The organism is Burkholderia sp. ZZQ-2 (genome assembly GCF_050768715.1).
GTDB lineage: Bacteria > Pseudomonadota > Gammaproteobacteria > Burkholderiales > Burkholderiaceae > Burkholderia > Burkholderia cepacia.
The window spans coordinates 1-13,886 of record NZ_LDVA01000261.1; the positions used below are offsets into that span (position 1 = coordinate 1).

Annotated in this window: 11 protein-coding genes and 1 pseudogene; 4 read left to right on the forward strand and 8 right to left on the reverse strand. The window is 65.6% G+C overall.

From position 1 onward, the window contains the following. From ABY44_RS18840 to ABY44_RS18850, 3 genes and pseudogenes are all read right to left on the reverse strand, one after another. Positions 1-770: acyl-CoA dehydrogenase family protein (locus ABY44_RS18840; RefSeq protein ID WP_431641581.1), on the reverse strand; the 770-nt coding region annotated here is incomplete at its 3' end. Between the two features lie 562 nt (positions 771-1,332). After that, positions 1,333-1,479 carry a helix-turn-helix domain-containing protein gene (locus ABY44_RS18845; RefSeq protein ID WP_371141958.1) on the reverse strand — a complete coding sequence of 49 codons (147 nt, stop codon included), beginning with the start codon at positions 1,477-1,479 and terminating at the stop codon, positions 1,333-1,335. Between the two features lie 195 nt (positions 1,480-1,674). Continuing rightward, a pseudogene (locus ABY44_RS18850) lies at positions 1,675-2,631 on the reverse strand (PucR family transcriptional regulator); the annotation flags it as partial. Positions 2,632-2,824: 193 nt separating this feature from the next. Here ABY44_RS18850 and ABY44_RS18855 point away from each other — a divergent pair. The 4 genes from ABY44_RS18855 to ABY44_RS18870 all read left to right on the forward strand — a co-directional run bounded on the left by ABY44_RS18855 (position 2,825) and on the right by ABY44_RS18870 (position 6,692). Beyond that, on the forward strand, positions 2,825-4,057 hold the full coding sequence (locus tag ABY44_RS18855) for a CaiB/BaiF CoA transferase family protein (protein ID WP_060206207.1): 1,233 nt from the start codon (positions 2,825-2,827) through the stop codon (positions 4,055-4,057). Positions 4,058-4,101: 44 nt separating this feature from the next. Continuing rightward, on the forward strand, positions 4,102-4,866 hold the full coding sequence (locus tag ABY44_RS18860) for an acetoacetate decarboxylase (RefSeq protein ID WP_059699259.1): 765 nt from the start codon (positions 4,102-4,104) through the stop codon (positions 4,864-4,866). A gap of 43 nt (positions 4,867-4,909) precedes the next feature. Then, positions 4,910-5,845, forward strand: coding sequence for a 3-hydroxyacyl-CoA dehydrogenase NAD-binding domain-containing protein (locus ABY44_RS18865; protein ID WP_060175089.1), 936 nt, complete (start codon positions 4,910-4,912; stop codon positions 5,843-5,845). Positions 5,846-5,906: 61 nt separating this feature from the next. Then, on the forward strand, positions 5,907-6,692 hold the full coding sequence (locus ABY44_RS18870; protein WP_124919647.1) for an enoyl-CoA hydratase-related protein: 786 nt from the start codon (positions 5,907-5,909) through the stop codon (positions 6,690-6,692). A gap of 45 nt (positions 6,693-6,737) precedes the next feature. On the opposite strand, the gene ABY44_RS18875 is transcribed toward ABY44_RS18870, so the two are convergent. The 5 genes from ABY44_RS18875 to ABY44_RS18895 all read right to left on the reverse strand — a co-directional run bounded on the left by ABY44_RS18875 (position 6,738) and on the right by ABY44_RS18895 (position 13,886). Continuing rightward, positions 6,738-7,838 (reverse strand): AraC family transcriptional regulator, encoded by a 1,101-nt coding sequence (locus ABY44_RS18875; protein ID WP_230948773.1) that lies wholly within the window; start codon positions 7,836-7,838, stop codon positions 6,738-6,740. Then, positions 7,801-8,814, reverse strand: coding sequence for a LysR family transcriptional regulator (locus ABY44_RS18880; protein ID WP_081072680.1), 1,014 nt, complete (start codon positions 8,812-8,814; stop codon positions 7,801-7,803). The genes ABY44_RS18875 and ABY44_RS18880 overlap by 38 nt, the downstream gene beginning before the upstream one ends. 186 nt (positions 8,815-9,000) lie before the next feature. After that, entirely contained in the window at positions 9,001-11,583 is a 2,583-nt protein-coding gene (locus ABY44_RS18885) for a LuxR C-terminal-related transcriptional regulator (RefSeq protein WP_431641584.1), read from the reverse strand. A 108-nt stretch (positions 11,584-11,691) separates the two neighbouring features. Beyond that, positions 11,692-11,889, reverse strand: a complete 198-nt coding sequence (locus tag ABY44_RS18890; RefSeq protein ID WP_060175086.1) for a hypothetical protein — start codon at positions 11,887-11,889, stop codon at positions 11,692-11,694. Further along, positions 11,886-13,886, reverse strand: a complete 2,001-nt coding sequence (locus tag ABY44_RS18895; RefSeq protein ID WP_060175085.1) for an acetoacetate--CoA ligase — start codon at positions 13,884-13,886, stop codon at positions 11,886-11,888. The genes ABY44_RS18890 and ABY44_RS18895 overlap by 4 nt, the downstream gene beginning before the upstream one ends.

Genomic DNA, 13,886 nt, shown 5'->3' on the forward strand with positions numbered 1-13,886 from the left:
CCGAGCTTGTGCTCGATCGACACGCAGTGCACGTCGTTGCGTTCGCCCAGCGAGCCGTCCTCGTTCACCAGGAACTTCGGCACGATGAACAGCGAAATGCCCTTCACGCCTTCCGGCGCGTTCGGCGTGCGTGCCAGCACCAGGTGGACGATGTTGTCCGCCATGTCGTGCTCGCCCCACGTGATGAAGATCTTCGTGCCGAACACCTTGTACGTGCCGTCGCCCTGCGGCTCCGCACGCGAACGCACCAGCGCGAGATCCGAGCCCGCTTGCGGCTCGGTCAGGTTCATCGTGCCGGTCCATTCGCCCGAGATCAGCTTCGGCAGATAGCGTTGCTTCTGCTCGTCGGTGCCGGCCGTCAGCAGCGCCTCGATTGCGCCGTCGGTGAGCAGCGGGCACAGAGCAAAGGCGAGGTTCGACGCATCCAGCATCTCGGCACACGGCGTCGCGAGCAGCTTCGGCAGGCCTTGGCCACCGAATTCGACCGGATGCTTCACACCTTGCCAGCCGCCTGCCGTGAATTGGCGGAACGCGTCGGCAAAGCCCGGCGATGCCGTCACGGCGCCGTCCTTCCAGGTCGTCCCGTTTCGGTCACCCGACACGTTGAGCGGCGCCACGACTTCGCCGCAGAATTTCGCGGACTCCTCAATGACGGCTTGCGCAGTTTCAGCGGTTGCATCTTCGAAGCCAGGCAGCGTGGCGATCTGCTCCAGGTTCGCCAGTTCGTTGATCGCAAAGAGGATGTCTTTGACCGGGGCGATATAGCTCATCGCACATCTCCACATTGTGTGATGCGTGCAACAACACGCGGGAAGACGCGCTATGGGTCGAGCGCGTCTGATTGATGCGCTCATCCTAGTCTCGGCCCCGGCTTATCCGGATACCCAAACCTGCCCATTGACTGACAAAACACGCCAAATCAATGCGATTCGTCAAACCTGCGCACAGGTTGACGCGATTTGTCACTTCCGAGACCGATTCAGTCACTGCCGGCGGCCCCTTCCGGATGCGGATACCGGGTACGGCGAACGCGCTCCGTCGGTCAGCCGTCGCCGGCACATCCGCACGTTGAGCCGATTCGACTGCCATGCGATGGAGAAGGAATGGAGAAACGGGCGCGAGGCAATCGCGGCAAAGCGCGTCGCGCCCGGCGGCCGCGACGCGTTGCCGCGCAGCACGGCAACTGGCGTGGAGTGCTACAAGCCTTGCGGCCGGTGGCCGCACGCGACACGGTCATCCGTGCGCGTTCGCGGCCGGGCCGATCGCGTGATATGACAATTGATGCCTCGATTTGCCGGCGGTTCGACGAAGACCTCGCCGCGCGTCGAGCCGCTACGCGCGTGCGCCCCGCAGCTTCAGCGCGATCTCGAGCCGAGCGATCCAGGCGGCGTCGTCGAGTTTCGCACCGGTAATGTTTTCCACACGTTCGAGCCGATGGTCGAGCGTGTTCGGGTGGATATCCAGCGCGGCGGCCGTCACCTTGCGGCGTTGCCGGTTCGCAAAGAACGTCTCCAGCGTCGCAATGATTTCCGGCTCCCCCGCCAGTTCCTCGATCAACGACAGCAGGTAGTTCAACGCGCCATCATTGCCGCGCACGCACTCCTCGAGGACGATGTCCGAGTAGCGATGCGCGCGATGCCCTGCATTTGCGCTCCGGCCGAACGCCAGCGCGCGAATCGCCTCCTCCGCGGACGCCGCCCAGCCTTTCGCCCCGGTGCTCGCCAGACCGATGCCGGCCGATGCGTCGGACGACGCGCTGTCGAGCCATGCAGCCACGCTGCCCGCGACCCGCCTGTCGCTCGCGCTGGCGGATTCGTCGTGGAGGCACGGCGCCCATACGATCAGCCGGTCGCGATGCCAGACGTCGAGCAGGCTGTCCCGGGGTGTTTTCAGGTGACGTGCGACGGCGAGCACCAGTCGGTCGGTCTCCTCCTCCGCGTGCAGCGCACTGCGATCCAGGTGCGCCGATTCGATCGCGATCGCGATTCGGCGCATCGTGGGATCGAGCCCCAGCGCCTTGGTGGCCTTGCGGAATGCGTCGTCGTCGACCGTGGGGTTGAAGATGATTTCATGCAGTTGATAGCGCAGCGACTCCTTCCAGCGCGCCTGCTGATACTGCTCGTCGAGATAGGCACGCGACATCAGTTGCGCCATCTCGTCGAAGAAATCCATCAGGTACGGCGAGATCACGAAGAACAGCTCGTCGCGCAACTCGTCGCACGCGCTGCCGAGTTCGGCGCAACTACGCCACACCTCCCTCACCCCGACGCGAAACGCGCGCAGCAGCGACGGCAGCGGAATGCCCTGGTGGACGCGCCGTCGGCCGCATTCCTGGAACACCTCGAGATCCTTGTCCGACGGAAACGCGCCGGTAAATACGGACTCGAACCACAGTCGCTCCGATAACGCAATCGACTCCATGATGTCCTGCCTGACCGCGGCCGACAGATCCTCGTAGCCCTCGATGCGAATCAGGGCCGCATAGGTCCGATCGATCACGTCTGTCGGATTCAGCGTCAATTCCCGAATCTTGTCCCGCATCAGCGCCGACGTTTCCGGAATCTGGACATGTCCTGTATGCATCTTTCCTCTTCTTTCGGTTCGGCGGCGCTCGGCCGCCATCGCGGGCATCCAGGGGCAATCGGGTCGACGCCACGCGCCGAACGACACCCGTCGCCCGACGGGGCGTTGTGAAAAGTTCCATTCGGAACGCCCAGTTCTCCCATTTCACCGCCCGGGGCGACCGGATAACGTTCTCGACAGGTCGATCGGACATTGCGTCCCGATTGACGGATATGTCCCCGTGTCACTCGCCAGAGGCCCCATGCAAACCCCCGAGAGTATATTTTCCGGCCTGAAGGTCGTCGATTTCGCCAGCTACATTGCCGGACCGGCAGCGACGACGATTCTTTCAGATTTCGGCGCCACGGTCATCAAAGTGGAGCCGCCCGGCACGGGCGACCCCTATCGGCATTTCTATGCGATCCCGCCGAACCCGATCAGCGAACACAACTACGCGTGGCAACTGACCAACCGCAACAAGCGCGGCCTCGCCCTCGACCTCAAGTCGCCCGCCGCTCGCGACATCGTCACCCGCCTCGCGCAATGGGCGGACGTCATCGTCGTCAACTTCCCGCCGAAGATCAAGGAAAAGCTCGGCCTCACCTATGAGGCACTCGCGCCGCTCAACGAGCGCCTCGTCTACGCCGACCTCACCGGCTACGGCACGAAAGGCCCGGAAGCCGACAAGCCCGGCTTCGACATCACCGCCTACTGGGCGCGCACCGGCCTGATGCAGGTCACGCGCGACGGCGACAGCCCGCCGACGCTGCCGGTGCCGGGCATCGGCGATCACGCGACGGCGAGCACGCTGTATTCCGCGATCGTGACAGGCCTTTATCGACGCGAAAAAACCGGCAAGGGCAGCCACGTCAGCACCTCGCTGATCGCCGAAGGCGCATGGGCCGCCGCCGCGTGGATCGAAGGCGGGCTCAACGGCGCACGCTATCGCGAGCGGCAGGGCCGCAAGTCGCCGCCGAATGCGCTGCTGAACCCGTACCGCACCGCCGACGATCGGTGGCTGCTGGTCGTGCTGCCGGCGAGCAAAGACTGGCCCTTGCTCGTCGACGCGATGCAGTTGCCCGCGCTGCTCGACGATCCGCGCTTCGCCAACGAGGCGGCCCGCGCGGAAAACGCGGCCGCACTCGTCGCCATTCTCGACGAAGCGTTTGCCCGGCAACCGCTCGAGTACTGGAAGAAGACCTTCGACGCAGGCCGCGTGATCTACGGCGTCGTCCAGATCGCGGACGAAATCATCAACGACCGGCAAATGTACGAGAACGACATCTTCGTGCCGCTCGCCGAGCCGACCGGCAGCGCGACGCACACGGTGAACAGCCCCGTCCAGGTCGCGGGCGTGCAGAAGGTCTCGCCCGGGCCCGCGCCGCAGCTCGGCGAACACAGCGACAGCGTGCTTGCCGACCTCGGTTACGGCGCCGACGAAATCGCCCGGCTGCTGGCCGAAGGCGTCGTATCGAAGCACGGCACGCGCGCATGACGCGCCAGCCGTCCGATTCTCCCTCGAATTGACAGGACAACAAAGTGACCGAACAGGAATTGCTCGAACAGGCCTATGCGATGCCGCTCGTCGGCCCGGCCTACGCGAAGCCGCCGTATCGCTTCGTCGATCGCGAATTCATCATCATCACGTATCGGACCGATCCCGCCGCGCTCGAGCGGCTCGTTCCCGCGCCGCTGAAGATCGTCGAACCGATCGTGAAATACGAATTCATCAAGATGCCTGACTCGTCGGGGCTCGGCTCCTACACCGAATCGGGCCAGGTCATCCCGGTGACGCTCGACGGCGTCGCGGGCGGCTACACCCATGCGATGTACCTCGACAACCTGCCTGGCATTGCGGCGGGACGCGAGCTCCTCGGTTTTCCGAAGACCCTCGCCCAGCCGAAGCTCGAGGTGCGCAGCGATACGCTCGTCGGCACGCTCGACTACAACGGCGTGCGCGTCGCGACGGCCACGATGGGCTACAAGTATCAGGCGCTCGACACGGAAGAAGTCCGCCGTTCGCTCGACGGCCCCGGCTACCTGCTGAAGATCATTCCGCACGTCGACGGCAAGCCGCGCATCTGCGAGCTGGTCAAGTACCGGCTGAGCGACCTGGTCGTCAAGGGCGCATGGACGGGCCCCGCCACGCTCGAACTGCATCCGCACTGCTTTGCGCCCGTCGCGCAGCTGCCGGTGCTCGAAGTGCTCTCGGCGACGCACATCCTCACGGATCTCACCCTGGGTGCGGGCGAAGTCGTGCACGACTACCTGGCGCCGTCGCGTCATGACCATCGATTCCGTTGATGCCGCGACCCGCGTCATCAAGAACGACTCTGGAGAGTTGAAGATGTCGAAGCAAATCAAGCGTGTTGCCGTGATCGGCACCGGCGTGATCGGCGCGAGCTGGACCGCGCTGTTTCTCGCGAAGGGTCTGGATGTCGTCGCCACCGACATTGCGCCGGATGCCGAAGCCAGGCTCCGTCAGTACGTCGACAACGCATGGCCGGCCCTCGAAAAGTTCGGCCTCGCCCCCGGCGCGTCGCGCGACCGGCTGACGTTCACCGCCGATACGCGGACCGCCATCGCCGGCGCGGACCTCGTCCAGGAAAACGGCCCGGAGCGGATTGCCGTCAAGCAGGCGCTCTATTCGCTGCTGGACGAAACGCTGCCCGCCGACGTGATCATCGCGTCGAGCTCTTCCGGCCTGACGATGAGCGAGATCCAGTCGGCCTGCGAACGCCACCCCGAGCGCTGCGTGATCGGCCATCCGTTCAATCCGCCGCACCTGATCCCGCTCGTCGAGATCGTCGGCGGCAAGCAGACCTCGCAGGACACCATCGAACGCACGATCGCGTTCTATACGAGCCTCGGCAAGAAAACCATCCGGCTCAACAAGGAAGTGCCCGGCCATGTCGCGAACCGCCTGCAAGCCGCGCTCTGGCGCGAGATCGTCCACCTGGTCGCCACGGACGTCGTGAGCGTCGAGGATGCCGATACCGCGGTGTGCTGGGGACCCGGCCTGCGCTGGGGTGTGATGGGCCCGAACATGCTGTTCCATCTCGGCGGCGGCCAGGGCGGCATCGAACACTTCTTCGACCAGTTCACCGGCCCGATGACCGCGTGGTGGGAAGTGCTCGGCTCGCCGCAGATCACGGCGGCAGTACGGCAGAAAATGACCGCCGGTGTTCGGGAAGAAGTTGCCGGCCGGTCGATCGACCAACTGGCCGCACGTCGCGATGAAGTGCTGCTTGGCCTGCTCGCGCTGCGCTCCGAAGAACGCTGATGCATCCGACGGCCGCCGCGCAGATCGCCGCGGCCTCTTTCCCCCTCGATCATCCCCCCTCATGCAACCTCTTCTGAATCTGTCATACGAAAAGCGCGCGGGCATCGCATACGTCACCGTGAACCGTCCGAAGTCGCTCAACGCGCTGAACCATGCGACGCTCGACGAAATCCGCGCGGTCATGGAAGACGCGCGCGACGATTCCGCCGTTCACGGCGTGATCCTGACGGGCGCCGGCGACAAGGCGTTCGTTGCCGGCGCGGACATCAGCGAAATCGCGCCGCTCGGCGCCGTCGATGCCGCGACGTTCACGCGTCAGGGACAAACCACGTTCGATCTGATCGAAAACCTGGGCAAGCCGGTCATCGCGGCGATCAACGGCTTTGCGCTCGGCGGCGGCTGCGAGCTTGCGATGGCCTGCACGATCCGTCTGGCGACGGAACGTGCGCACTTCGGGCAACCTGAAGTGAAGCTCGGTGTCATCCCGGGGTTCGGCGGCACGCAACGCCTGCCGCGCCTGATCGGCAAGGGCCGCGCAATGCAGTTGATCCTCACCGCGACCATGATCGACGCCGCCGAAGCCTACAGGATCGGCCTCGTCAACGAGGTGGTGCCGGCCGATGCGCTCCTCGCGCGCGCCGAAGCGCTGCTCGCGCAGATCGTCGCCAACGCGCCGCTCGCGACCCGATTCGCGATTCAGGCCATCAACCGCGGGCTCGACATGAGCCAGGACCAGGGCATGCTGCTGGAAAGCGCACTGTTCTCGATCTGCGCGGCAACCGACGACAAACGAGAAGGGACGTCGGCGTTCCTCGAAAAGCGGGTCGCCAGCTTCAGCGCCCGCTGACGCTACCCGGGCGGCACGGCGTTCGCGCTCCCGGCGCCTGCGCCGTCACCGGCCGACGGATCGCTCGGTATGGCGATACGCGGCCGGCGTACTGCCCGTCCAGTGACGGAACGCGCGATGAAATGCAGTCGGGTTGTCGAACCCGACGTCGTACGCGATTCCCGCGATCGTCTCGTTGGAGTGAGTCAGCCGCTGGATCGCGATGTCGCGCCGCACTTCATCCTTGATGGCCTGAAACGTCGTGCCTTCGACTTCCAGACGCCGGCCGAGCGTACGCGTCGAATAATTCAGCGCATGCGCGACCTGATCGATCGTCGGTGTCGCGGGCAGGCAATCCGCCATGTAACGCCAGACCTGGTGGCACACCATCTGGTCCGCAAACGTGACAAATATCCAGTCTTCGGGCGCCCGCTTCAGGAACGCCTGAAGATCCGGCTTGCGCTGCCTGATGGGCATCGCGAGATAGTTCGCATCGAAGCGAAGACAGGTCATGGCTTGATCGAACTTCACCGGGCCGGGAAACAGGTAAAGATGATCGCCCGCCTGTGCCGAGCGCGGAAACTGGAAATTCACCTCGATCAGCGGAATCTTCTGGCGAATCAGCCAGGATGCGATGCCATGAATCAGCTTCAGCACCAGTTCGCATCCGAGCGCGCTCACACCCGGGCCTTGAGGCTCGATGATCAATCGAACCATGCCGGCCTTGCCGTCCTGCGTGGATTCGAGTGTGAATTCTTCGAGGAGGATATGAAAGAACTGCGTGAGCCGATATAGCGCGACTTCGAGCCGCGGCGCGTCCAGCAAGCTCAGACAGAGAAATTTGAGCGTGCCCTTTCTCAACCGTCGGCTGAAAATGCCCGGCATTTCGTCGTCCAGTTCACCGGCCAGCAGACGATAGAGCGTGGAGAATTGCTCCTGCGTCACACGGGCCCCTGGCTTGCCGAGCAACTCGTGCGGAATGCCCGACAGCTCGGCCAGCCTGGCAATCGTCTCCCGCTCGGCGCCGGAAAGGAAGCCGTTCACGACGGTAATGGGAACGGTGGCGGTCAGTGGATTCAAGTCGGCTCCCCGCCGTGTCGAAGGAAGGCCATGCTGTCGTACGCGCGGCTCACAGCGCGCCCGCGTACCGCGCATCTGCGCAGGCATCCGCGTCTTCCGCAAGTCTTGCCGGCTCGACGTCAACACCCGGCCCGGCATACGCGGCAAACGTCTGCTCGTCACGTGCCAGCATCGACGGCACCGCGTCGCGCATCAGATCGACCCAAGTCCGGATTTTCACATCCAGATACTGGCGCGACGAGTACAGCACGTACACATTCATGTCATGGGTGCGATAGTGCGGCAGCACGCATGTGAGCTGCCCATCGCGCAACCCGTCGACCGCCGAGTAAAGCGGCAGCAGACCGATGCCCATGCCGCCCCGAATGCCTGCCGCCAGCGCGTCGGCGTCGTTGACGCGAAAGGCGGGCGTGACCGGCGCGGTCGCCTGTACACCGTCCGGGCCGATCAGGTTCCATGCGTCGTGCGATGTCGACGTCGTCATCAGGCCGAGACACGCGTGCCGTTCGAGATCCTGAAGCGTGGCCGGCACACCGTGTGTGTCGACATATCCGCGCGACGCGCACAGGATGCCGAAGGTCGCGCCGATTCGCTCGGAAACCTGGCCGGATTCCGGCGGATGGCGTTCGAGTGAGATCGACACGTCCAGGCCCTCCCCGATCAGGTCGGGCCGCCGCCCGGTCGTCAGCAAGTCGATCCTGACCTCCGGAAAACGCTGCCGATAGGCTGCGACGAGCGACATCACATAGCGCCGGTCCAACCCGTTCGCGCAATGCAGCTTCAGCTTTCCGGACGGCCGCGCATGGGCGCCGCACGTCTCCGCCTCTGCCTGTTCGAGGTAGGCGAGTATCTGGTCGCATCGCCTCCAGTATCGTTCGCCGGCCTCGGTCAACGAGACGCGGCGCGTCGTCCGGTTCAACAATCGGACCGTCAGGTGCCGTTCGAGATCCGACACCATGCGGGAAACCCGGGTAGTGCTCACGCCGAGTTGCCGGGCCGCCGCCGAAAATCCGCCGGCGTTGACCACGCCAACGAACAGGCGCATGTGTTGAAGCGTGACCATGGTTTCTTCCGTTTTGGACAAACGGAATTTTTGCACGGGAATCCTGATCGATTGCCCGCGACGTTCGCAAAATTGCGTTACGCAGGGCTTTGTCGTTTTGCACAAATCCGGTTGTGCGAAAGCGCTCGACGCCCGGTACCGCCTTCTCGAACCGTGCCGGCAAATCCGTCCCCGCCGCCCCTTCGGTTACCGCGCGTCCGACTGCGCCTTGAGAATCGCCTGCGCCCGGTTCTTGACGTCCAGTTTCAGATAAAGATTCTTCAGGTGAAACTTCACCGTGTTCTCGGACAGGAACAGCTTCTCGGAGATCTCGCGATTCGACGCTCCGCTGCACAGCAACCGCAGGATTTCATCCTCCCGCTGCGACAACAGGCTCGACCACGCCGCCTTCTGGACGTTCGCCTTCGGAAGCGGCTCGGCCCGCTCCGTGCCATCGAGCATCGCCGCCAGCTCGCCGCCCTCGTCGAGCAACGCACGCGTACAGCCGCCCGCTCGTGCGGCGTCCTGCGCACTCTGCAAGGTGCGCAGCGCCAGCCGCGTGTGCCCTTGCCGATGCTGCACCAGCGCCTGCAAGACCTGCAGCTTGACAGACAGCAGCGGTCGCGCCGGCACGATGCCGAGCGCCGCCTTCAGCAACTCGGCGGCCCGGTCGAGCCGCTGCTGCTGCAACGCGAGCCGGATGCGGCCGAGCAAAGGGCCGCTCAGCAGTTCCGTCACCTCGATCCACCCCGGGTCCGGCGCTGCGGTATCACCCGATACCTGCGACAGCAACGCATCGATGCGTGTCGTCTCGCCGCTGCGCGCCGCCAGATACAGGCGCTCCCACACAATCATCTCCCGCACGCTCGACCAGCGATTGTGAAAGCTCAGACGCTCGAGCGTGTCGAGCGCGTCGCGCGCCTGAAGCATCCGGCCGCGCGCGACATGCACGCGCGCGATCGACACCATCGACAACGCGATGAATTCAGGCACCGTCGCGAGCGCAATATCCTCGCCGAACTGCGCGGAGAGTCGCTCGACCGTGTCGAACTGGTCTGCCTCATAGCAGGCCCAGATGCGCGACGCCGCCAGCGCCGCGGCCGACATGCCCCGGTTCACGTACGGACTGCCCGCGTCGCGTCGCACGCCGCGAGTCGCATGCGGGGCGTCAGTAGCCAGCCGCGGCTGCGCGCTCATCACCTGCAGGATGCAGCGCAACGCGAGCGTATAGCCATGGCTGAACGCGGCCTGTGCATGGTCATTGTGGCTGTTCGCCAGCACCAGCAGGTGATGGGCCCGTTCGTCGTCCCACTCGGCCATCGCGCTGAACGCAAGGAGATTGGCCGCCGCGCCGAGCTCGAACGCCTCGAACAGGCCGGACGCCGGCTGACGCAGCGCGGGCACGTCGGCGAGCCGCGCCGCGCCGCGCAGGTCGTTCCCGAACAGCAAGGCCATCGCGAGCACGACGTCCGCGCCGTGCCCGTCGCGCGTATCGGCGAGATACGACAGCAGCGGATGGGTCGGCCCGCCGCGCCGCAGGAACACCAGCGCCCACGCGATCTTCACCGCGAGGCTCCGGCAGCCGAGCACCTCCTGCAACGGCAGCCGGTCGAACCAGTACGCGACCGTCACCAACTCGGCGCCCTCGACGAGTCGGGACGCCCAGTCGTCCAGCGTCGTGATCGCAAGCGAATACTCCCGTGCCTCGACCGCATGGAACATCGCCTCTTCCGGCACGCCATGGCGCACGTACCAGTGCGCGGCGCGGCGGTGCACGTCGATCATGTGCGCCGCATCCTCATGCGCGAGCCGATCGGACAGGAAGCGCGCGAACAGCCCGTGATAGCGATACCATCCCGGGCTGCCGTCGAGCGCCTCCACGAACAACCCGTCGCGTTCGAGCTGCCGCAGCACCGCGTCCGCGTGCTCAAACCCGGTCACTTCCCCGCAGAGCGAGCCGTTCAGGCGCCGCAATTGCGACGTCTTCAGCAGGAACGTCCGCACGGCGGGCGGCTGTAGCGCCAGCGTATTCTCCGACAGGTAGCGAACCAGTTCGAGCGGCGTGCAGTCGCGCATCTCGTCAAGCGCGTCCCGGATCTCGTCGCGCGCGAGCGCGAGCTTGAACAGTTGCAGCCCCGCCGGCCATCCCTCGGTACGCGACTGGATGAACGCCTCCGTTTCCGCATCGATCGTGTCGGCGGCATCCGCGAGGAACACCGCCGCTTCGTCCGTCGAGAAACGCAGATCCTCCATCCGCAGCACGAGCGCCTCTTCGGCAACCTGTAACGCGCTCACGCCGACGTCCGGCAGGTTGCGAGATCCGATGTAGACGCGACAGCGCCCGGGCAGCGCGTCCAGCAGATCGCGAAAGAAATGCAGAATCGCCGGCTCGTGAATCCACTGGAAATCGTCGATGCAGATGCCGATCGGACCGTCGATTCGTGCGAGCTGGCCGAACACCCAGTCGAGCATGTTGTCGGACGGGCGCACCGCCTGCCCGCTCGCGGCCACGCCGGCCTCCTCGACCATCTGTGCGATCAGCGAGATGAAATACGCTTCGAAACGGCGTGGATCGTTGTCGTTCTCGTCGAGCGCGAGCCACGCCATCGTCCAGCGCTTCGCGCGCCCTGCCTCCATGATCTGCTGCAGCAACGTCGATTTGCCGCTGCCGAGCGGGGCCTGCAGGATCACGATGTGCGGCACGCCGAGCCCCGTCACGCGATCGAGCAGCGCACGCCGGACGATCGCGCCGCGACGCGCGACCGGCGGAAAGAACTTGTGTTCGAGCAAGTCCGCGCCGTGGCGGCGTGGCCTGCGTCGCGTCGAATTCAGGGAAGCAGTCACGATCGTCCGGATGGCGTGGAAGAGAAGGCATCGTGCCTCAATCGTAAAGCCGCTTCAAGCATCGCCGGCCGTCGGCTCTGCCGCGCGCTCGTCCGGCAGCGGCGGCGTCCAGCCGCCGACGCGCGAAAATGCCGAGAACGCCGCGAACGGATTGCAGCAGAACGGACGCAGGCAACCTGCATCGTGCGACGCCCCGTCGTCCAGGCTGTCGGCCCCCGCCGCCCGCGCGCCGGTTACGAGCGACGCCGTCATCGCGGCACCGCGCCGGCAAAAGCCACGTATGCGTCGAGCGCCGCCGGATTGGCCATCGCATCGCGACTCGCCGCGCTTTCGGCGCGCTGCCCCATCAGGATCTTGCGCACCGGCACCTCCATTTTCTTGCCGGTCAGCGTGTACGGAATCTGCTCCATCGCGACCATCACGTCCGGCACGTGGCGCGGGCTGCACAGCGTGCGCAGACGCTCCGCGATCCGTGCGCGCAGCGTATCGTCGAGCGCCGCGCCATCGCGCAGGCGCAGGAACAGCGGCATGAAGTAGCGGCCGCCGGGCAGTTCGCAGCAGACGACGAGGCTGTCGGCCACCACTTCGATCTCCTCGACGACGCGATAGATCTCCGCCGAGCCGATGCGCACGCCGTGTCGATTCAGCGTGGAATCGGCCCGCCCATAGATGTAGCAACCGCCGTGCGGCACGATCTTCATGAAATCGCCGTGCCGCCACACGCCGGGGAAATAGTCGAAATAGGACTCCCGATAACGCGTGCCGCCGTCGTCGTTCCAGAAGCAGATCGGCATGGAGGGCGCCGGCCGCGTGACGACGAGCTCGCCGATTTCGTCGACGACCGGCTCGCCGGCATCGTTCCACACGTCGACCGCCATGCCGAGCATGCGCGCCTGGATCTCTCCCGCCCGCACCGGCAGCAGCGGCACGGCACCGACGAGCCCGCTGCACAGCTCGGTGCCGCCGGATTGAGACGTGACCCACAAATCCGGTTTCACGCAGCGATAGAACCACGAGAACGTTTCCGGCGTGCTTGGCGCACCGCTCAGGATCACGCTCCTGACGCGCGACAGGTCGAATTCGCGGCCGGGCTCGAGGCCGGCCTTCTCCATCATCTGCACGAAAGTCGGGCTGCCGCCGAAGCAGGTCGCCCCCGCATCGGCGGCGAGCTGCCACAGGCAACCCGGCCCGCCGTGCATCGGGCTGCCGTCGTAGAGCACCGCGGCCGCGCCCGTCATCAGCGACGCGACCAGCAGGTTCCACATCATCCAGCCGGTCGTGCTGTAGAAGAACATCACGTCGCCGGCGCGCAGATCCATGTGCAGGTGCATCAGCTTCAGGTGCTCGACGAGGATGCCGACGTGGCTGTGGACGATCGCCTTCGGCAAACCGGTCGTTCCCGACGAGAACACGATCCAGAGCGGATGATCGGGACCGACACGTTCGAAGCGGAATGCGTCGGGCGGCACGTCGGGGCCATCCAGAAGCGCATGCCACGGATGCGTCGCACACGGCAGTGACGCGGCGCCGTCCGGCAGCGCATCGACGTCGGACGACAACCACACGAGCGCCTCCAGCGACGGCAGCGCGTGCGCGATCTGCAGCGCTTCCTCCGTGCGCTCAAACACCCGTCCGCCGAAGCTGTAGCGATCGGCCGCGATCAGCACCTTCGGCGCGATCTGCCGGAAGCGGTCGACCACCGTACGCACACCGAAATCGATCGCGGCCGACGACCATACTGCCCCGATGCTGGTGGCTGCGAGCATCGCGATCGCGCATTCGGGCACGTTCGGCAAATACGCGACGACGCGGTCGCCGGGCTGCACGCCCATCTCGCGCAAGCGCGTCGCGACGCGCCGCACCCGGCCGGCGAGCTCGACCAGCGACAGCGTACGCAGCGGTTGCGTTTCGCTCGCGTAGTGGAATGCCGGCTGCGCCGCGTCCGCATGCGCGGCATGCCGCAACACGTGTTCCGCGTAGTTCACGCGTGCATCGGGAAACCAGCGCGTGTGCGGCATCGGCGCGCCGTCGGTCACGCGACGCGCCGAACCGTCGAACTGCACGTCGAACCACTGCCAGATCGACGCCCAGAACGCGTCCGGTTCGCCGGTCGACCAGCGCCACAGCGCATCGTAGTCGGCAAACGCCAGGTCGCGATCGGCCGCGAGCCAGTCCATGAAACGCGCCAGATTGGAACCGCGCATGAACGCGTCATCCGGCGTCCACATCAGTTCGCCTTCGTTCGTCAT

Coding starts and splice junctions, on each gene's coding strand:
- ABY44_RS18855 (WP_060206207.1), top strand. CDS start 2,825: ATGCAAACCCCCGAGAGTATATTTTCCGGCCTGAAGGTCGTCGATTTC.
- ABY44_RS18865 (WP_060175089.1), top strand. CDS start 4,910: ATGTCGAAGCAAATCAAGCGTGTTGCCGTGATCGGCACCGGCGTGATC.
- ABY44_RS18870 (WP_124919647.1), top strand. CDS start 5,907: ATGCAACCTCTTCTGAATCTGTCATACGAAAAGCGCGCGGGCATCGCA.
- ABY44_RS18875 (WP_230948773.1), bottom strand. CDS start 7,838: ATGCCTGCGCAGATGCGCGGTACGCGGGCGCGCTGTGAGCCGCGCGTA.
- ABY44_RS18880 (WP_081072680.1), bottom strand. CDS start 8,814: ATGGTCACGCTTCAACACATGCGCCTGTTCGTTGGCGTGGTCAACGCC.
- ABY44_RS18890 (WP_060175086.1), bottom strand. CDS start 11,889: ATGACGGCGTCGCTCGTAACCGGCGCGCGGGCGGCGGGGGCCGACAGC.
- ABY44_RS18895 (WP_060175085.1), bottom strand. CDS start 13,886: ATGACGAACGAAGGCGAACTGATGTGGACGCCGGATGACGCGTTCATG.